Source organism: Bacillus sp. FSL K6-0972, from assembly GCF_037976035.1.
Classification (GTDB): Bacteria; Bacillota; Bacilli; order Bacillales; family Bacillaceae; genus Bacillus; species Bacillus haynesii.
Genome location: NZ_CP150260.1, coordinates 1658889 through 1678395, shown reverse-complemented (window position 1 = coordinate 1678395; position 19507 = coordinate 1658889). Strand labels below are relative to the sequence as shown.

At 47.0% G+C, this 19507-nt stretch carries 17 protein-coding genes; all 17 read right to left on the bottom strand.

Annotation, left to right across the window (positions count from 1 at the left end; all coding sequences use genetic code 11):
• Nucleotides 1-15 precede the first annotated feature (15 nt).
• Nucleotides 16-1314 carry a cell division protein FtsA gene (gene ftsA, locus MKX80_RS08565; RefSeq protein ID WP_154997796.1) on the bottom strand — a complete coding sequence of 433 codons (1299 nt, stop codon included), beginning with the start codon at nucleotides 1312-1314 and terminating at the stop codon, nucleotides 16-18.
• Nucleotides 1315-1499: 185 nt separating this feature from the next.
• On the bottom strand, nucleotides 1500-1853 hold the full coding sequence (locus MKX80_RS08560) for a small basic family protein (protein ID WP_003181559.1): 354 nt from the start codon (nucleotides 1851-1853) through the stop codon (nucleotides 1500-1502).
• Nucleotides 1853-2539 (bottom strand): DUF881 domain-containing protein, encoded by a 687-nt coding sequence (locus MKX80_RS08555; protein ID WP_223307114.1) that lies wholly within the window; start codon nucleotides 2537-2539, stop codon nucleotides 1853-1855. The genes MKX80_RS08560 and MKX80_RS08555 overlap by 1 nt, the downstream gene beginning before the upstream one ends.
• A gap of 64 nt (nucleotides 2540-2603) precedes the next feature.
• A complete protein-coding gene (locus MKX80_RS08550; RefSeq protein ID WP_154997798.1) occupies nucleotides 2604-3296 on the bottom strand; it encodes a DUF881 domain-containing protein in 693 nt (230 codons plus the stop codon).
• On the bottom strand, nucleotides 3293-4081 hold the full coding sequence (locus tag MKX80_RS08545) for a cell division protein FtsQ/DivIB (protein WP_020451304.1): 789 nt from the start codon (nucleotides 4079-4081) through the stop codon (nucleotides 3293-3295). The genes MKX80_RS08550 and MKX80_RS08545 overlap by 4 nt, the downstream gene beginning before the upstream one ends.
• 204 nt (nucleotides 4082-4285) lie before the next feature.
• Nucleotides 4286-5197, bottom strand: coding sequence for a UDP-N-acetylmuramate dehydrogenase (murB, locus tag MKX80_RS08540; protein ID WP_268342845.1), 912 nt, complete (start codon nucleotides 5195-5197; stop codon nucleotides 4286-4288).
• Nucleotides 5198-5225: 28 nt separating this feature from the next.
• Nucleotides 5226-6326, bottom strand: coding sequence for an undecaprenyldiphospho-muramoylpentapeptide beta-N-acetylglucosaminyltransferase (gene murG / locus MKX80_RS08535; RefSeq protein WP_268342846.1), 1101 nt, complete (start codon nucleotides 6324-6326; stop codon nucleotides 5226-5228).
• Nucleotides 6327-6397: 71 nt separating this feature from the next.
• The gene (spoVE, locus tag MKX80_RS08530; RefSeq protein ID WP_339228347.1) at nucleotides 6398-7498 is read right to left on the bottom strand and encodes a stage V sporulation protein E; all 1101 of its coding nucleotides are present in this window, start codon (nucleotides 7496-7498) and stop codon (nucleotides 6398-6400) included.
• A gap of 52 nt (nucleotides 7499-7550) precedes the next feature.
• Nucleotides 7551-8906, bottom strand: coding sequence for a UDP-N-acetylmuramoyl-L-alanine--D-glutamate ligase (gene murD / locus MKX80_RS08525; protein WP_154997806.1), 1356 nt, complete (start codon nucleotides 8904-8906; stop codon nucleotides 7551-7553).
• Nucleotides 8907-9881, bottom strand: coding sequence for a phospho-N-acetylmuramoyl-pentapeptide-transferase (gene mraY / locus MKX80_RS08520; protein ID WP_154997809.1), 975 nt, complete (start codon nucleotides 9879-9881; stop codon nucleotides 8907-8909).
• A gap of 128 nt (nucleotides 9882-10009) precedes the next feature.
• Entirely contained in the window at nucleotides 10010-11476 is a 1467-nt protein-coding gene (locus MKX80_RS08515; protein WP_154997811.1) for a UDP-N-acetylmuramoyl-L-alanyl-D-glutamate--2,6-diaminopimelate ligase, read from the bottom strand.
• Nucleotides 11477-11683: 207 nt separating this feature from the next.
• Entirely contained in the window at nucleotides 11684-13618 is a 1935-nt protein-coding gene (locus tag MKX80_RS08510; RefSeq protein WP_154997813.1) for a stage V sporulation protein D, read from the bottom strand.
• Nucleotides 13619-13761: 143 nt separating this feature from the next.
• A complete protein-coding gene (locus MKX80_RS08505; protein WP_154997815.1) occupies nucleotides 13762-15897 on the bottom strand; it encodes a penicillin-binding protein in 2136 nt (711 codons plus the stop codon).
• A 6-nt stretch (nucleotides 15898-15903) separates the two neighbouring features.
• Nucleotides 15904-16257 (bottom strand): cell division protein FtsL, encoded by a 354-nt coding sequence (gene ftsL, locus MKX80_RS08500; protein WP_154997817.1) that lies wholly within the window; start codon nucleotides 16255-16257, stop codon nucleotides 15904-15906.
• Between the two features lie 31 nt (nucleotides 16258-16288).
• On the bottom strand, nucleotides 16289-17227 hold the full coding sequence (gene rsmH, locus MKX80_RS08495; protein ID WP_154997819.1) for a 16S rRNA (cytosine(1402)-N(4))-methyltransferase RsmH: 939 nt from the start codon (nucleotides 17225-17227) through the stop codon (nucleotides 16289-16291).
• Between the two features lie 65 nt (nucleotides 17228-17292).
• Entirely contained in the window at nucleotides 17293-17724 is a 432-nt protein-coding gene (mraZ, locus tag MKX80_RS08490) for a division/cell wall cluster transcriptional repressor MraZ (RefSeq protein ID WP_009328555.1), read from the bottom strand.
• Between the two features lie 125 nt (nucleotides 17725-17849).
• A complete protein-coding gene (bshC, locus tag MKX80_RS08485) occupies nucleotides 17850-19466 on the bottom strand; it encodes a bacillithiol biosynthesis cysteine-adding enzyme BshC (protein WP_154997821.1) in 1617 nt (538 codons plus the stop codon).
• Nucleotides 19467-19507 lie beyond the last annotated feature (41 nt).

Below are 19507 nucleotides of genomic sequence, written 5' to 3'. Positions count from 1 at the left end.
TCGAATGACTAATCTCTATTCCCAAAAGAAGTTAAATATTTTCTTCATTTTGCTCGGCTTTTTCTCAGCTTGAGCCTGCTGCTTGGATTTTGGCTTCGGCCGCTGCTGCACTTCTTTTTGATGTGTTGCCGCGACTTCCTGAACCGCTTGTTCCGGCATCTTAAAACCTACTTTTCTGCCTTGGATTTTTGCGTTGCGGTAAGCGAATTGGATGAGGCCGACTCCTGTCATGTATTGAGGTTCTCTTACACCGATATAATTCGGGCTAGCCACTCTGACGTTATTTTGAAGAACATCCTGTGCGAGGCTGAGGACCCCCGGCATTCCAGCCTGTCCCCCTGTAAGCACAAACCCTCCCGGCAATTCTTTTATTCCCATGTTCCGCAGTTCTTCTGCCACGAATAAAAAGATTTCTTCGAGCCTGGCTTCTATAATGTCTGCCACTTCCCGCTGAGAAAAGGTTTGCTTTTGGTCTGTCCCGATCACGGCGACTTCAAATGTTTCCTCTTCCGACGCTTCTTCATAGAAAGCATGTCCAAACTGCTTCTTCACCCGCTCAGCTTCGTCTGTGGAAGTGCGCAATCCGATTGAAATATCCTTGGTGATGTTTTCTCCTCCCAGGGGTATGACGCGGGTCGCAAGAAGATGTCCGTCCTCAAATACGGCAACCGTTGTCGATCCTCCCCCGATGTCGATTAAAGCCACTCCGAGGTTTTTTTCGTCCTTTGATAAAGCGACAGATCCGGCGGCCAGCGGCTGAAGGCAAATATCCGTTATTTCAATTCCCGCTCTTTCCACACAGCGGAGCAGGTTATGTAAAATCGTTTTTGAGCCCGTGATCAGCGATCCTTCCACTTCAAGGCGGACGCCGAGCATCTTTTTCGGATCTGTGATATCGCCTCTTCCGTCAACGATAAACTGTCTCGGAATCACATCGACGATCAGCTGTTCAGGCGGGATGGAAACGACTTGAGCGGCCTCCATCACCCGGCGCACGTCTTCAACGTGGATTTCTTTATTCTCGCTTGAGACAGCCACAACACCGTTCGTTTCTTGAATATGGATGTAGTTCCCATTAACCCCGACGATCGCGTGGGTCAGCGGAAAACCTATCATTCTTTCTGCTTGTTCAAACGCTTTTTTTATAGAATGAACCGTTTCATCTATATCAACGATTGATCCTTTTTTCAGCCCCTCTGAGGGAACATTTCCGACTCCGATAATGTTAAGAGAATCGTCTGACATTTCACCGACGATCACTTTAATATTGGACGTACCGATGTCTAGACTGACGTAAAGTTCATTGTTGTTCATTCTATGGCACCTCCTCACATTTCAGTCAATTCTATTCTATTATTTGCCGAACAACAATACAATGAATCTGGTTTTACAAGTGTGTAACAATCAATACAAACCAATACGCTTCGTTTTTAGTTTTAGGATTACTGTGAATATTCGTGATATCCTATGTATATCCTCTTTTAAAACCGAGTTTTTTTTTAATTTTTTCTCCTCGAGGCCGTCCATTTGGCGAGCAGTATTCTTCTGATGACCGCGATGTTTTGAAAAAGCCTCACGCCAAATGCAAACATACCGACTAAATACAAGTCTACACCAAGATGAACGCCCAGAAAAGCCAAACTTATGGCGAGAATAATATTGAAGAAAAAGCCTGTCACAAAAACTAGTTCATCATATACACTTTCCAAATGGGCCCTTATTCCCCCGATCAAAGTATCGAGCGATGCCAGAATCGCCAGGGACAAATAATTTGAGTACTCATCCGGAATGGTGAAGTTCGTGCTGAACCCGATTGTAATTCCGAGCAAAAGCCCTAAAACCGGAAGCCACATTAGGAATTCTCTCCTTTTGATTTTTCGAGCGGTTTCAATGGCGCAACTTGCATTGAACCTTCGTAAGCTTTGATTTTGATTTGTTTTTCAGGCCTTTTGATTTGCAAATCCAGATTTTCTCCCGCGAACAGATCCTGCAGGGATGAAGCATTCATTCGGCTATATAGTTTATCGGCGTTTTTGCCGATGACTTTTACCGTTATCGGATAGTTGTCCAAAGGATATCCGTCTATTTTGGTCGTTCCGTTGATATCACGGATCACCGTCGTGTTGACAACCCTTCTGTCATTGATGGATATTTCTTCCGCTTCATACATATTCAGTTCATTAATCAGCTTTTTCAGAAGGTCGGGAGGGGGATTTTGAATGGATTCTCCCGTCAGTTCTTCCGAGAACAGCTGAGAAATAGTGATGATGATTCCGTTCCCTGTAACATCTGTGAAACCGGCCTGTTTTTTTAAGTTTTGAAGCGTTTCATTCAACGCTTTTGTCCGCGAGGTTTCTTCTTGATGACTGTATGTGTTCAGCATTTTTTCATACTTGTCAATTTCGCTGATCAGATCAAGCTGTTTTTTCTGTTCTTCCTTCAGGTCTTCCCTGAGGTCCCAAATGTCCCGCGTATCGCGGACCTTCGGCGCTTTCAGCGAATTGAACTGCACGGACAGCATAATTCCGAAAATGAGCATCAGGATGCTCAAACTGATGAAACGATTATTTTTCTTCAACGTCCGCCCACCAACTTTTCAACGTTCATTCCCCCTGCTTTAAAAGGGGCTCCATCTCGATTTTATCTTGTTTTTCGATGCTGACTGAAATATGATCGCGGCTCAGCTGGTCCACAAGCCCCCCTGCAATGTTCAGCGCCGGCATCAGCACATCCGCATCCCCGATGGCAGAAATGACAAACGGCGCCGGATACTGGTTACCGTCAACCGTAATGACAGGGCCGTTGCACGATATATAGGAATGATGTGTCACGCGCTGCCCGTTGATCGACACCGCGGCCGCCCCGGAAATCCACAGCTCATTGAGCAGGCGGAAAATGTGGCTTTCATGGACGATATAGTTGTTGACATTCTCACCTTCCGGTATGTAAGAAGCGTCTTTCAGCGTCACTTTGATCCCTTCGCCCTGAACGCCGATTTCCCCGACGAACATTCTGTACCTCTCAACATCTTCCACAATATTGTAATACTCTTTTTTTTCCTTTTTCAAAGCCGTCTCTGTTTTCTGTACTTTCTGCTGTTTTTTGTAAAGCTCCTGTTCCAGCTTCTTATTTTGCTTTTCCTGGGAAATCAGCCGGTCGCGCAAGGAATATTCCTCTTTCCAATTTTCGGCGGTTTCTTCATGGTCTTTGTTTTCCCTGGCGAATTGATAGGAGAAAGACAGCAGGAACCCGAGGACAAGCATGGCGAGTGAAAGATTGACTGTGTGTCTCTTCAATTTCCGTCTCCCTTTTTGCTTTCATCCGTTTTTTTCAGAGGTTCAAAATAAGTCGCGACTTCCATATGGATAATGCCTTTTTCCCCTTTCGGCAGCTCTTTTACGATCGCCGGATAGCTGTTCATTTTCTGTCCGAACGTTTTCAGCGAAGCCGTCACGATATAACCGTCATTCATATACAGCCTGATCAGCCAAGGGTTTGATTTTTGAGGCGTATAGTTGATCTCGGAAATCGATTTTTTCACGGAATCGGAAAGCTTGTTCAGCTGTTTTGCCATTTGAACGAGCTTTTCGTCTTCCTCCCAGTTATTAAGGGTCGGTCCGATGTCAGTCGGCGTCACCTCTTCAGGAAGCACCGTGCCGTTTTCAAGCACGGAGTAGTACACATTGTGTTTTTGCAAAAATGCAATGCTTTTATACTCTTCGATGGAGATGGCGATTTTGTTGGGCAGTTGTTTAGAAATTTCGGCTTTTTTGATCAGTTTATTCTGCTCGATCTTTTCTGCGGCTTTTTGCTTGCTCAGACTCCAGAATTCCGTCTGTCCTTTATGGATCGAAGAGAGGGAAATGATCTGGTCTTTTGAAACGTTTTTGTTTCCTTTAATCTCTACCGTCGAGACCTTGCTGATCGGCGTCTGCAGGTAGATGATGATCAGCATCATCGTGAAAAAGAGCAGAATAAACGTGATCAGCCGGCGGTTTGCCTTTTGCTTTCGCTGTTCTTTAATTTTGGGAATCCGTTCTTCTATATTCACTACTTTTTCTTTATCAATACCGGGTTTCACGTAGGCTCACCTCAGGTTAATAAAGCAGACAAAAAGATTTTTATTTGCTTATTTTTGTTCGAAAAAAGACGCGCTTCCCGACATATGAAAGCACGGGGCAAGCTAAAAAGCTTCCGTTTAGCGAAACAAACGACATACTAGGATGCCGTTTGCTTGTTTGTTTCATACATTATATCATAAGGCGATCTGAAGTAGAGAGGCGGTTTACCGTTTTTCTCCGATAATTTCGACCTCAGTGTGCATGTCGATATCGTATTTTTCTTTAATCGTTTTTTGAATGAATGCAATCAAATCAAGGACGTCTTTCGCTGTTGCACCGCCTGCATTGACAATGAAATTGCCGTGCATCTCTGAAACCTTTGCCCCGCCGATCTGATGACCTTTCAAACCTGCCTCTTCAACTAGCCGGCCCGCATGTTCAGGCAGCGGGTTTCTGAAGATACTGCCTGCGCAAGGGTTGGACACAGGCTGCGTTTCTTTTCGGTAGTCTTTGTTTTTCTGCATCTGTGCGACGATCTCATCGCGTTCTTTTTGCTCCAATTGGAGAACGGCTTCAAGACAAATGCCCAGCCGCTCGTTTTGAAGAATGGACGTGCGGTAGCTGTATGCCATCTCTTCATTCGTCAGCCATTCGATCGTTCCGTCTTCAAAAAGGATCAATGCTTTCACCAATACCCTGCTGATATCAGAGCCGTGGGCGCCGGCATTCATGTAAACCGCTCCGCCGACCGAACCCGGAATGCCTGCGGCAAATTCAAGGCCGGAAAGCCCTTTTTTGCTGATGCCTGTCGCAAGCCTTACGACAGAGTAGCCGCCGCCGACCGTCACTTGCTCGCCGTCGATTTCCATATGGTCAAGTCCTTGGCCGAGCTTGATGACGACGCCTCTTATCCCTTCATCGAGGACAAGCAGATTCGAGCCTCTGCCGATGGCCGTCCACTTGACGCCGTGCTTCTTGATCACCTTCATCGTATCTTTGACAGCTTGAATGTTTTTCGGAACCACCAGCACATCAGCCGGTCCTCCGATTTTAATCGTTGTATGGTTGCTGAGCGGCTCGTTTTCCAGAACTTTGCCGACTTCAAGTTCTTTTAATTCTTGTATCACCTTATCCATCGAAAACCTCCAAAATCCTTCTGACTTATCATTTTGCATGATGTTTCAGTTCTTTCAGCACATTGTACAAGCGTTCCGCGGCGTCCGGCACGCCTAGCGATTTCGTACGGCTGCTCATCTCTTTCAACGTCTTTTCGTCTTGTAAAATATGATCGATCGCCTGAATTAAGCGGTCTCCATTAAGCTCTGATTCTTTTAAAACGACTGCGGCGTTCTGCTCCCCTAGTGAGCGTGCGTTCACTTCCTGGTGGTTGGCCGTAACATACGGACTCGGAATCAGAACGCTTGGAATCCCGAGCGCGGTAATTTCCGCTATTGTCGTCGCACCTGCGCGCGCCACGACGACATCGAACTCTTTTAAGTACTCGGGCATTTGATGGAGAAACGGCTGAACGACCATATTCTGAGCGGCGCCTTCTTTGTCAAGCGCAGCTGTGACTTTATCATAGTGAACTTCCCCTGTGACATAAAGAACCTGGTAATCCCGCTTTTTTAATTCGTTTTGCATCGCGATGACCGCTTCATTGATCGGAGCGGCACCGCGGCTGCCTCCGAAAATAAGGACCGTTTTTTTGCCCTCTGAAAGACCTAAAGCGGTCAGGGAACGGCCCCCTTTTATAGAGACGACTTCAGACGCCCTCGGGTTTCCTGTAAAAACAACTTTTTCAGCAGGAAAATGTGTTTTCGCTTCATCAAAACAAATCGCTACCTTATCAACATATTTGGATAAAAACTTATTGGTGAGTCCGGGAAGGCTGTTTTGTTCGTGGATAATCGTCGGGATCCCCAGTTTTGAAGCCGCGTACACCACGGGTCCGCACACGTAGCCGCCCGTGCCGATCACTGCGTCGGGCTTAAACCGTTTTAATTCTTTTTTGCATTCTTTTACGCCCTTTAAAAAACGCATGACGGTTTTGACGTTTTTAAATGACAGTTTTCTTTTAAAACCCGTAATTTCAATCGCTTTAAAAGGGATCCCTTCCCGCTCGACGATATTTTTCTCCAGGCCTTTTTCGGTTCCGATATATAAAAACTCAACATCTTCGTGATGCCTTTTCACTTCTTTAATAAACGCAAGGGCGGGGTAAATATGGCCGCCCGTTCCGCCTCCGCTAACAACAATCCGCATCTGTTCTCCCCCTTATTCCTTATGTACATGCCGATAACCCTGCTATCTCGCAACAGGGTTATCGCCGAAATCTAGTATCTAGAATACCTGCTGACATTCAGCAGCACGCCGACCGCCATGAGCATCAAGGTCAGTGATGAACCGCCATAGCTTAAAAACGGAAGCGTAATGCCTGTAACAGGAATCAGGCCGGTCACGACGCCGATATTGATCATAACCTGAATCGCTATCATCGAAATGACGCCGATGGCGACAAAACTGCCGTATAAATCGGGCGCACCGAGCGCGATTCTGATGCCTCTCCACAGTAGAACGCTGAAGAGCAAAAGAATCAGCGATCCGCCGATAAAGCCGAGCTCCTCTGATAAAATCGCAAAAATAAAATCTGTCTGCGGCTCAGGCAGATAAAAAAACTTTTGCCTGCTCTGGCCGAGGCCGAGGCCGAACAGCCCGCCGGGCCCCACCGCATAAAGAGACTGAATGATTTGAAAGCCGCTTCCTAAAGGATCTTCCCAAGGATTCAAGTATGAAGTGATCCTTTTGATCCGGTACGGCGCCGACAGCACAAGGCCGACAAAGCCGCTCAGGCCTAGAAGACCAAGAAAAACGAAGTGCGAAATTCTCGCCCCCGCGACAAAGATCATAATGATGCATGTGCCGACCATCACGGTTCCTGTTCCGAGGTCAGGCTGCATCATGATGATCAGAAAAGCTGAAAAGACAATGCCCAGCGCCGGCACAAAGCCTTTTCTAAACGATGTAATCTTCTTTTGCTTTTCAGATAAAAACTTGGCCAAAAATGCGATCATCGCGAGCTTCATAAACTCGGACGGCTGAATGCTGAAAGCGCCGACTCCGATCCAGCTCCTCGACCCGTTCCGTTCCATGCCGATCCCGGGAATCAGGACGATGATGAGCAGAAAGAAACATACAATGATCAGTATTTTCGCATAAGTCCTCCACGTCCAGTAGTCGACGTTCATGATGAAAAACATGGCGATGACTCCGACGCCGGCAAACAAAAGCTGCCGTTTCGCAAAGAAAAAGGAGTCGTCGTATTTGTAAGTCGCCCATACCGCACTGGCGCTGTATACCATAATCAGTCCAATTGTTAAAAGCAATAGCGTAATGATAACCAGCAAAAAATCCGGTGACGTTTTTTTTGTTTGCAAAGCCGAACACCCCAAGCTCTAATTCTTAGGGCTATCTTTACGAGACAAGCCCTTATTTAAGCATATGCACGGCGTTTACAAACATGTCACCACGTTCTTCAAATGTTTTGTACTGATCCCAGCTCGCACAGGCCGGGGACAGAAGAATGACATCTCCTTCGTCTGACAGGCTGAACGCCGCAGTTGCTGCTTGTTCAACATTATCGACACGTTTAACCTGTTGTATTCCCATTTCTTCGGCCAGCTTCTCAAACTTCGGCGCGGTCTCGCCGAATGTGATCACCGCTTTGACAAAAGACATATGCGGCTTTAGTTCATCAAATTCATTTCCGCGGTCAAGCCCCCCTGCCAGCAAAATGACCGGCTTTTGAAAGGCGGACAGCGCTTTTTTCGTCGCAAGAATGTTTGTCGCTTTGCTGTCATTGTAAAACAGTCTGTTTTTGATCGTCGCGACGTATTGCATCCTGTGCTTTACACCGGTAAAGCTCGTCAGCACCTTACGGACGGCCTCATCGGAGACGCCTGCGGTTTTAACGATGCAAAGGGCGGCCAAAATGTTCTCCAAATTGTGCTCTCCCGGCAAAACGACGTCTTCCACTGGCATGACCGGTTCGCCGTTAAACATGATCACGCCGTCTTTCACGCACGCTCCGCGCTCAAGTGTCCGGCGGACAGAAAAATACACCTTCTCCGCTTTTGAACATTCGGCGAGCCGGACGACTGTCTCATCGTCCAAATTGACAACGGCAACGTCTGTTTCCGATTGATTTCGATAGACCTGCTGTTTGGCAAGCTCATAATTTTGGCGCGAATGGTGATAATCGAGATGGGCATCAAATACGTTTAATAATAATCCGATTTTCGGTCTGAATTGATAAGTCCCCATGAGCTGAAAACTTGACAGCTCTGTCACAATCCATTCGTCTCCCCTGGCCTGATTGGCCATTTCGCTTGCCGCCGTGCCGATATTCCCAGCAACGAGCGCTTTTTTCGAATCGGCTTTCAGCATTTCATAAACAAGCGTTGTCGTTGTCGTCTTACCGTTTGAACCGGTAATGCCGATGAACGGGGCATCTGTCAGATGGTAGGCAAGTTCAACCTCCGTCCAGACCGGTATACCCCGCTTCAGCGCTTCTTCGACCATCACGTTTTCATAGCGGATGCCCGGGTTTTTAATCAGAATGTCGATCGAATGAAGATCAAACAGTTCCGTCGGATGAGAGCCGCAGACGACTTCCACCCCTTTTTCCGCGAGAATCCGCGCAGGTTCATTTTCCTCAAAAGGCAGCTGGTCATTCACGACAACCTTTACGCCTTTCTCATGAAGGATCGAAGCGGCAGCATATCCGCTTTTCGCCAGCCCGAGTACGAGCACATTTTGATTTTGCAATAAATCTTGAGTATCCACTTATAACCACACCTCGATGTAAATTCCTAAGACGGCTAGCAGAAGCCCCGCTGTCCAAAAAGTGACGACAACTCTCCACTCAGACCATCCGACAAGCTCGTAATGATGGTGAAGAGGGCTCATTTTGAAAATTCGTTTGCCGGTCGTTTTAAATGAAATAACCTGCAAAATGACAGACAGCGTTTCAATGACGAATACTCCGCCGATGATGACAAGCAGGATTTCCAGTTTCGTTAAAATCGCAATCGTCACAATCGCGCCGCCGAGGGCAAGCGACCCTGTATCTCCCATAAAGACTTTCGCGGGGTGCGCGTTAAACACAAGAAATCCTAACACCGCTCCGACAACGGCAACCGCGAAAATGGCGACATCGTATTGCGACTGGTTCCACGCTAAAATCGCAAACGCACCGAACGCGATGGCGGCGGTACCCGACAACAGACCGTCAAGCCCGTCAGTCAGGTTAACGGCATTTGAACCGCCGACAAGCATAAAGATGACGAGCACCGGATAAATCCAACCGAAATCAAACGACAGCTCTGTTCCCGGAATGCGGATGTCAGTCGGCAGCCCTTGGAAGTGGTAGACGGCATAGAATACCAGAGCAATCACGATTTGGCCGATCAGTTTTTGTTTGGATGTGAGTCCAAGGTTACGCTTCATCACGACTTTAATATAATCATCAAGAAAGCCGAGCAGACCGTATCCAACCGTAACAAACAAGAGGAGGATCATGTTCATGCTCACTTCGGAAAATTTCATCGTCATAGCAATGGTCGTCGCGATAATCGACAATATGATCATGACGCCGCCCATCGTCGGCGTTCCCGATTTTTTCTGATGGGATTTCGGACCTTCCTCACGGATGCTCTGCCCGAATTTCAGCCTTCTTAAAAACGGAATGAAAATCGGAGATAAAAGAACGCTGATTAAAAAGCCCATGATAATGGTAAATAGAATTACTTGTTCGAGCATCGTTCTTCTCCCCTTTCCGCTTGATATAAGAAGCAGCATACGCATTTATCATATTCACTGTTTTTTTTCATATGTTGATTTATTTCATCCATCAATTTCAACAACTCTTTCCTGTAGTTCTTTTTCGATTATTTCAGCTCAAGAATGGCTCTTTTGGCCACTTCAGCGTCATCAAAGTCAAAAGTTTGACCGCCGATCTGCTGGTAAGTTTCATGACCTTTGCCTGCGATCAGGACGACATCGCCTTTTTTGGCGTTTGCAATGGCAAAAAAGATCGCTTGCTCGCGGTTGACGATGCTGTGATAGTAAGCCCCTTTTACGCCTTCTTCCATATCGTTTAAAATGGCGAGCGGGTTTTCGCTTCTCGGGTTATCGGCTGTAAAGACCGGTTCATCAGCAAGGTCAACGGCGATTTTCGCCATTTTCGGACGCTTCGTCTTATCACGGTCTCCACCGCAGCCGACGACGACAAACAGCTTTCCTTCCGTTAAGCCTCTGCACGTATTCAAGACATTTTCGAGGCTGTCAGGGGTATGGGCATAGTCGACGATCACCGAAAAGTCCTGGCCTGCATCCACAAGCTCAAATCTACCTCTGACGCCTTTCAGCCCTTCAATTCCTTCCGTAATCGTAGCAAACGGGATATCCGCTGCGATCGCGATCGCGGCGGCCGTTAAAACATTGTAGACGTTAAACAGGCCGACAAGCGGGATCGTCACTTGGGCAGAACCTTTGGGCGTCACCATGTCAAAGGTTGTCCCCTTCGGAGCCATTTTGATATTTTCAGCCTTGACATCGGCATCATTTTGAATTCCGTATGTCAAAAGGTGTGCTGACGTCACTTGGGCGAAATAGGCTGATGCAGGGTCATCCGCATTCAGCACGGCCCACTTCGGTTTTTCGTGGTTAAAAGAACCGCCGAGCTGCGAGAAAAGCAGACTTTTCGCATGTTTATATTCTTCCATTGTCTGGTGGTAGTCAAGGTGGTCCTGGGTCAGGTTCGTAAATGCGGCGATATCGTAATCACACCCGTGTACCCGGCCCATGTGGAGAGCGTGTGAAGATACTTCCATGACGGCTGTATCCACATCCTGATCAACCATTTTTCTAAACGTTTTTTGAAGTGTGACACTTTCCGGCGTCGTATTTTTCGCATCGAACGTTTCGTCATGGATTTTCGTGTACATCGTGCCGATCAGTCCTGTACGGCTCCCGGCTTTTCTGAAGATCTCCTCCACCATGTGAGAAGTCGATGTCTTGCCGTTTGTGCCTGTAATGCCGATCAGCTTCAGCTGTTTCGTCGGCTGGCCGTAAAAAGCGTCCGACAGCACGGCAAGCGCTCTCTTCGTATGACGGACGATAATCACCGGCACATCAGCGTCGACTTCCCTTTCCGCCACGATGGCGGCAGCCCCTTTTTCAGCGGCTTGCCGGGCGTAGTCATGCCCGTCGACTGTATAGCCTTTTATACAAACAAAAAGACTCCCTGTCTTGACTTCCCTGGAGTCCATCTCAATTGAAGTTATATCAGGGTCTTCTTGGCCGGCATAGGAAGGTGCATTTTTTAAATATGTAAGAAGCTTTGTTAATTTCATCGTATCAAACCTCTCAAGTCTAATCATTCTTCATTCGTTGTCATATTTTCCTGCGTTGATTCGCCGCACGAGCTTCGTGCAGACATACAGTTCATATTTTAGCGTAAAAAAGAGGATACATCCAGCTAATCCTTTAAAATCTATATATTTTTTAGGAGGAACGGCCTCGGACATCCAGCCGGTTGCCGCTCCTTATCATGATCCTAATTAATCAGAGGCTCCGTCTTCGCTGTCAAGGTAAATGCGAACGGTTGATCCTTCTTTTACTTTTTCGCCCGGCTTAGGGGACTGCTGAACGACGACATTGCCTTCTCCGGAAGCTTTCAGCCTGAGGTTGATCAGCAACGGTTCAAGCTCTGTCACGGAAAGCCCTATAAGGTTCGGGACCTCGATCAGCTTTTTGTCCAGCCACTGATATTCGCGTTCAATCTGATCTTTCCGCTTCTCAACACCGAGCTGCGGAAGGCTGTCTCTCATGATGTTTCCGACGATCGGCGCTGCAACCGTACCCCCGAATTGAATCGTGCCTTTCGGGTTGTCGACGGCGACGTAGACGACGAGGCTTGGATCATCTGAAGGAGCCGTTCCGATAAATGAAACGATATGGTTGTTTTTTAAATATTTCCCGTCTTTGACTTTTTGCGCCGTACCCGTTTTGCCACCCACCCGGTAGCCGTCGACGAAAGCGTTCCGCCCCGTCCCTTGGGCGACAACGCTCTCCAGTGCGTAACGGATCTGTTTGGACGTCTCTTCAGAAATCACTTTTCTTTTGGCGATCGGCGTCTGTTTTTTTACTGTTTGTTTTGTCACGGGATCAATCCACTCTTTGGCAATATACGGCGTATACAGAGTTCCGCCGTTGACAGCTGCAGAAACAGCTGCGACCTGCTGGATCGGTGTCACCGATACCCCCTGGCCGAAAGCGGTTGTCGCCTGCTCTACAGGACCGACGCGGTCAAGAGGGAATAAGATTCCCGTTCCTTCGCCTTGCAGATCGATTCCGGTTTTTTGTCCGAAGCCGAAATTTTTAATGTAGCTGAACAGTTGTTCTTTGCCAAGCCGCTGACCAAGCTCAACAAATCCTGGGTTGCACGAATTTTGGACGACTTCAAGAAACGATTGTGCGCCGTGTCCGCCGCGCTTCCAGCACTTCAGTCTTGCACCGTCAACTTCAACTGAACCTTTATCATAGAAGTGATCTTTTTGGAGGTTGACTTTGTTCTCCTCCAAAGCTGCGGCAAGCGTGATAATTTTAAAAGTAGAACCGGGCTCATATGTGCTCCATACAGGCAAGTTCCGATTATAGACTTTAGGATCGATTGATTTGTAGTTTGCAGGATCAAAGTCCGGCCGGCTGACCATCGCCAATATCTCTCCGTTTTTCGGGTTCATCGCCACACCGACCATTCCGTCCGGATTATACTTCGCTTCTGCAATATCAAACTCCCGCTCCATGATCGTCTGCACCTTTGAATCGATCGTCAGCTTCATATCAAGCCCGTCTTTCGGCGGGGTATAGTCATCCGCCTCACCCGGCATCCTCTTGCCTTTTGCGTCAGAATAAAATTTCACATAACCTTTTTCACCTTTCAGCTCTTTGTCATAAAAGGCTTCGAGGCCGAGCAGACCCTGGTTGTCAATGCCCGCGAATCCGAGCACGTGGGACAAATAGCTGCCGAAGGGATAATGGCGAACGGAGTCTTCTGCAATATACACGCCTTTCAAGTTGAGATCTCTGACTTCTTTTGCTTTCTCATGGGAAATTTTCCGGCCCTCGGGATTGATCCTTTCAATCGATGTTTTTTTTGTGACATGTTTGTACGCTTTTTCTTCCGACATATTCAAAACGCTGGCCAGCAGTTTGCTCGTTTTGATCGGATTTTCAACCTGCTTCGGAACAACCAAAACCGATGGCGCGCTTTGGTTTGTCGCCAGCTTAACACCGTTCCTGTCCAATATTTCGCCCCTTTCCGGCTCAAAAGGAAGGTTCCGGCTCCACGAATCTTTTGCTAAAGTCGTCAGTTTATCCCCCAGAACGAACTGAACGTATCCTAGCCTTGTATCAATAATCAAAAAGATGATCACACCAAAAAGCAGAACGAATATTAAACGTTTTCTGACCGTTACATTGGAAACGCGCAAGAGACCGTTCACTCCTTATTTAGGCTTGTTTCATTTTATGCCTTGGAGCGTTTTGATAGAACGGCCCGATTTTTCATATGTTCAAGGCGCCGCGCCCAAACGGAAGGCTATCGACTCTGAGCCGATAGCCTTTTAGACGGGATCTATTCGTTTTTCAATCTGACTTTTACGACCGAGTTTGCTTTTAATTGTTTGCCTGCTTTTACATTTTGACTCTTCACATAACCCTGGCCGCTCGTTTCGATATGAATGCCTGCCATGGCGCCGAAACGGAGGGCGTCCCGCTTTGACCAGCCCGTCATATCAGGCAGTGTAATTTTCCCGTCGGCCTTCAGGAAGACCCGTTGATTCGGCAGGACGGCTTCGCCTGCTTTCGGGTACTGTTCTTTCACAGCCAAGCCGTCGCCGATTGTAACAGGAACAAGGCTGCTGTCTTGTGCCTCTTTTTCGGCAGATTTAGCTCGTTTGCCGGTGAAATCAGGCATTTCAAGCTGTTTTTCTTCCTGCTTTTCTTCTTTTTTGGTTTCTTTCGGTGTGATATTTAAATAGTGAAGACTGTTTTTCATCACCGGATTGAAAATTTTTGATACCGGAGCAGAGCCTGTTTCCGTAGCCTTTAATTGCGGCTGCTGCACGGCCACATAAACGAGAAGCTGCGGATCGTCCTTCGGGGCCATGCCCATGAAGGAGAACACGTAGTTTTCGCGGCCGGTCAAATATCTGCCGTCTTCTCCGGCAATTTGCGCCGTACCGGTTTTTCCGGCGACATCAAATCCTTCGATCTTGTACGGTTTCCCCGTTCCTTTTTCAGATGTGACGACTTTTCCCAACAGGTCGCGCACTTCTTTTGCCGTTTTGGCAGAGATCGGCTGGCCGACTTGTTCCGGTTTATTTTGATAAATCGTTTTGTTTTTGTCAGAATCAACGACATGATCGATGACATAAGGCTTCATCATTTTTCCGTTATTGGCGATCGCCGTCGCGGCCTGAAGCTGCTGGATCGGCGTTACCGCTGAACTTTGACCAAAGGCAGTTGATACTTTATCGCGCAAATATTCAAAATTGATTTTGCTGTTCGCTTCCCCAGGCAGGTCGATGCCCGTTTTGTCGTAAAAATGGAACTTCCGCAAATATTGATTGAAGCGATCCGTGCCGAGTTTATCATTGGCAAGGATCGCAAACGCGACATTTGAGGAGCGTTCAACACCTTCATTAAATGTGATCGGACCCCAGCCGTTTCCACCGTTATGGTCTTTGATCGGCTTATCTTTTTTAGAAACCGAATATGATCCAGATTTGTATTGTTCTCCTCCATTATATACGCCTTCTTGGATGGCCGCCGCCAATGTGAAAATCTTCATCGTCGAGCCCGGCTCAAAGCTGTAGGAGACAAGGTCGTTGTAATAGTTCGTGACATCGCGCACGTTCGGGTTGAAGCTCGGCCTTTGCCCCATCGCGAGCACTTTGCCCGTTTTCGGATCAACGACCGCCGCCATGATCTTCTTCGGCTTGTACTCTTTTTGAACGGTCGTCATGCTGTCTTCCAAAAACGCCTGGATTTTTTGATCGATCGTCAAATACACGTTGTCTCCGTTGTTAGGCGCTTTGATCTTTTCATTGCTGTTCGGCAGACGCCAGCCCGTTCTGTCGGTATCGTACGTCATGTATCCGTCCGTTTCTTTCAAATAATCGTTCAGCGTTTTTTCAAGGCCCATCATGCCTTGCATTTCACCTGTTTTTTCGTTGATCTGCGAATAGCCGATGAGATTGGAAGCAAAGATTCCGTTTGGATAGTAGCGCTTCGTATCGCGGGTAAACACGATGCCCGGCAGCTTCAGCTTTTCGATTTTCTCTTTTTGGGCGTATGTCAAATCCCGTCCCGCCGATCCGAATTCGACCTGAAACGGTCCTTTTTTATTGAGAATATCGAGCACTTTCCCCTCATCCATGCCGAGGATCGGCGCAAGCTTCTCAGCTGTCAGCTGCTTGTCTTTAACGTATTGAGGCTCCATCTTTTCGCTCAAAATCGCGACAAGCTTATATGTCGTAGTGTCTTCGGCAAGCACTTTTCCGTTCCGGTCAAGGATCGATCCCCGGTGGGCTTCGATCGTCCGCTTTTTCTCATACTGTTCGTTCGCCTTCTGTGCAAGCACTTCGCCGTTCACTTTTCCCGTCGCTTGAATAAACGCAAATCGTCCTACGATGACAAAGAAAAAGAGGGCAAAACAAATACTGAGAATTGCCGCTCCTCTGTTCATGAATTTATTTTTTTTCGGCATTGTACATCATTCCTGTATGTCTTTCACTTTTTTATCTCCCAATTTAAGGCCTTTTTTCCGGGCGATGTCCATGATACGGTCAGGCTCTTTCAGCATATCGGCTTCTTTTTCGAGGTCACCAACTCTACTGCTTTCCGTTTCAACCTTCTTTTCGAGCTTTTGAATTTCAATATTGGTCTGATACGCGGCAAAAGCCTTTGAAATCATAAAAAGTGAAGCGCTGAGTACAGCCAAGGCGAAAAGCACAATCAGTACTTTTTCTCCCAGCGTGATCGATGCTCTTCTCCGGATGATAACGGATTGTTCTGCATTGTTTGTCTGTCTTTGCTGTTTTTCTACTTTATAAGCCAAATTGCTCATAGACTGATGACCTCCTTTTTATTCGTACAGCTCACTCTCGTGCTTTTTCCGCGATGCGCAGCTTCGCTGAGCGCGCACGGTTATTGTGTTCAAGCTCCTCTTCGGAAGCTGTGATCGGCTTTCTGTTGACTAACTTTAATTTCGGTTCAAACTCCTTGGGGATCACGGGCAGTCCGTGAGGCAGTTCAGGAGGCGACGACATCTCTTTAAATGTCGATTTGCAGATCCGGTCTTCCAGCGAGTGGAACGTGATGACCGATACCCTTCCGCCCGGCTTCAGCACCTCAATCGCCTGCAAAAGCGCTTCTTCAAATACTCTCAATTCATCGTTTACCGCAATTCGAATCGCCTGAAAAATCCGTTTAGCCGGATGCCCGCCGCTTCTTCTTGCCGGTGCGGGAATTGCCTCTTTGATGATATCGACAAGCTGGCCCGTTGTTTCAATAGGCGATTGTTCTCTTGCTTTTTCGATTTTCCTGGCAATTTGCTTGCTGAATTTCTCTTCTCCGTATTTAAAGAAGATTTTCACGAGATCCTCATAAGGCCATTCATTGACGACTACCTTTGCCGAAAGGCCCGCCGACTGGTCCATTCGCATATCAAGAGGTGCATCATGATGATAGCTGAAGCCCCTTTCAGGTGTATCCAGCTGAGGAGATGAGACGCCTAAATCAAATAAAACACCGTCCACTTTCGTGATGCCGATTTCGTTTAGACGGTCTTTTAAATACCGAAAATTGCTTTTTATGAAAACGACTTGTCCTTCATAATCCGCCAGTTTTTCCTTCGCATGGCGGAGTGCGGTTTCATCCTGGTCAAAAGCGACCAGCTTTCCTTTTTCAGACAGCTGCGAAAGCAAATATTCGCTGTGACCGGCACCGCCTAATGTACAGTCTACATATGTACCGTCTTCTTTTACATTTAAACCGTCAACTGTTTCTTTTAATAATACTGTTGTATGCTGAAACATTTCTTTACTAGTCCCACCTTTTTCAAATGAACTGATTGCAGAAGCGCCGCATGCGCAAAGATTCATTATATATCAAATCCGATCATGTTTTCAGCTATTTCGGCAAATGAATCTTCCTGCTCTTCTACGTATTGTTCCCAAATCTCTTTGCTCCACAATTCAATTCGATTTGAAACTCCGATGACCACGCATTCCTTCTCAAGCTTTGCATAATTTAAAAGCGGCGATGCAATGTTGATCCGGCCCTGCTTGTCCAATTCACATTCGGTGGCTCCGGAGAAAAAAAAGCGGGTAAAAGCGCGTGCATCTTTCTTCGTAAGAGGAAGGGCCTTCAGTTTTTCTTCGATGAGTTTCCATTCGGACATCGGGTAGCCAAACAGGCACTGATCAAGCCCGCGCGTCAAAACGAACTGCTCGCCGAGGCCTTCTCTGAATTTCGCCGGAACGATCATGCGGCCTTTTGAATCAATCGTATGCTGGTATTCACCCATAAACATGATCTCGGCCCCCACTTTCGTTCCTCAACTCACCACTATCCACCACTTCTCTCCACAAATTTATTTTACACTGTTTTAGAACAAAAAAAAACCCTGAACTACTCAGGGTTTTTTAAAAAATTATTTCAAAGTTTGACAACTTGATGCATGTTTTGAAATGAATATGGCAAATCCTTGTATTTTTCCAAGAAATTCGGACCGTATTTGTTCAAATAATACACGATGTTCCAAATTCTCTCCTGCGGAGCGTCTAAAGGCTTGATGCTTGTTTGAATTTTGTCAAAATCACGCAAAATATAGTTTTCTTTTTCTTCAATCCTTCTGATGACCGTTTTCTCTAAAAATTCGAGCTGATCTTGAATGAAGCCCGCGTTCTTTTCTAAAAGGGGGCCGAGGCTCCCGTCGATTTCGAGGGCTTCTGCGCGCACCGCGGAATGGACGTTTTCGATTTTTTCTTTTGCCTGTTTAACCGAATCGGTAAATCCACTCGGAACCTTATCTTCAAAATACTGCTCTTTTTTAGCGCGCGCTCCCTTTTCAATCGATTCGCGGAGTTCGATTCCCCGTTCACCCAGCTTTTTTTCGATGTGCCGTTCAAGGAAAGTAACCTGGAGCCTCGGTACGACAGGCGGCATTTTATAGCCCATGACCTGAAAAGCGCCTTTCAGCTCGCCCCAATAATTGATCTCTCCGGGACCGGCGATGAACGCCAATGTCGGAAGAAGATATTCCTGCATAAGCGGCCTTGTTACAACATTATTGCTGAACACTTCCGGCTTTTGGCAGATCAAATCACAAAGCTCTGCTTCAGACCACTGAAGATGAAGCTCTTTTATAAAAAACGCGCCGTTTTCTTTTTCGATTAAAAACCGCTCGCCGTCGTGCTCATAAAAAAGGTTCGCATGTTGTGCGGCACCTTCGATGATCGGTGTGTAGCCCAGTTGTTTCATGAATTCCTGCTGCCGTTTGACAGAATCGGTCAGCTCATCGTTTTTGTTCAGCAACTGCCGGAAAAAACGCGCTTCAAGGGCTCTGATGCCCGGGTCGCCGGAATTCAGAAGGATCAGGCCGTCTTGTGCAAACATGTCGGCAACAAGCCATTCGAAAAAATCGGTGAAGGATAGAGACTGCCTTAAACATCGGCGCAAATGGCCGAGTAGATCTTTCGTATACTCCGTTTCCTCAAATGAAGCAAAAATCCCGTCCAGCCACTTTTCAGCTTTCTCGGCATCGAGCGCCGTTTTTGCCGCCTGGCTTTTTTTCCAGTGGGACTGCGGGAGCTTGTGCTTTTTCACCTTGCCGCCGTCAGAAATGTGGACGTGATTGATTTCTTCCAGATCGTGGTCTTCCCCCGCAATCCAGAATACCGGAATGACCGGAACGTTCAGCTCTTGTTCTTTTTGCTTTGCAAATACAAGGATTGATACGATTTTATGTATAGTGTAAAGAGGACCCGTTAAAAGGCCGGCCTGCTGCCCTCCGACAACGACAACGCTTTTCGGATCGCGAAGGCGTTCGATTGTTTCATTCATGCTCGCCGATTGAAATTTGCTGTGATAGTCGAGCAAATAGTCGGCTAAAGAATCGCGGTCATACGTCCGGGAGGAAAGGTCATCCAAACGGACACTCCAACTTTCATTGCTCAGGCCGTAATCAAAAAACGGCTCCATCTCCTTTTTTCCATTTATATAGTCTCGCACAAAAGGGTTTTGACTTTGTATGGAAAGTTCAGTAAGCTGCATCTTTAGAACTTCCTTTCTCCAGTAAATAGTTAGCTTTCCGA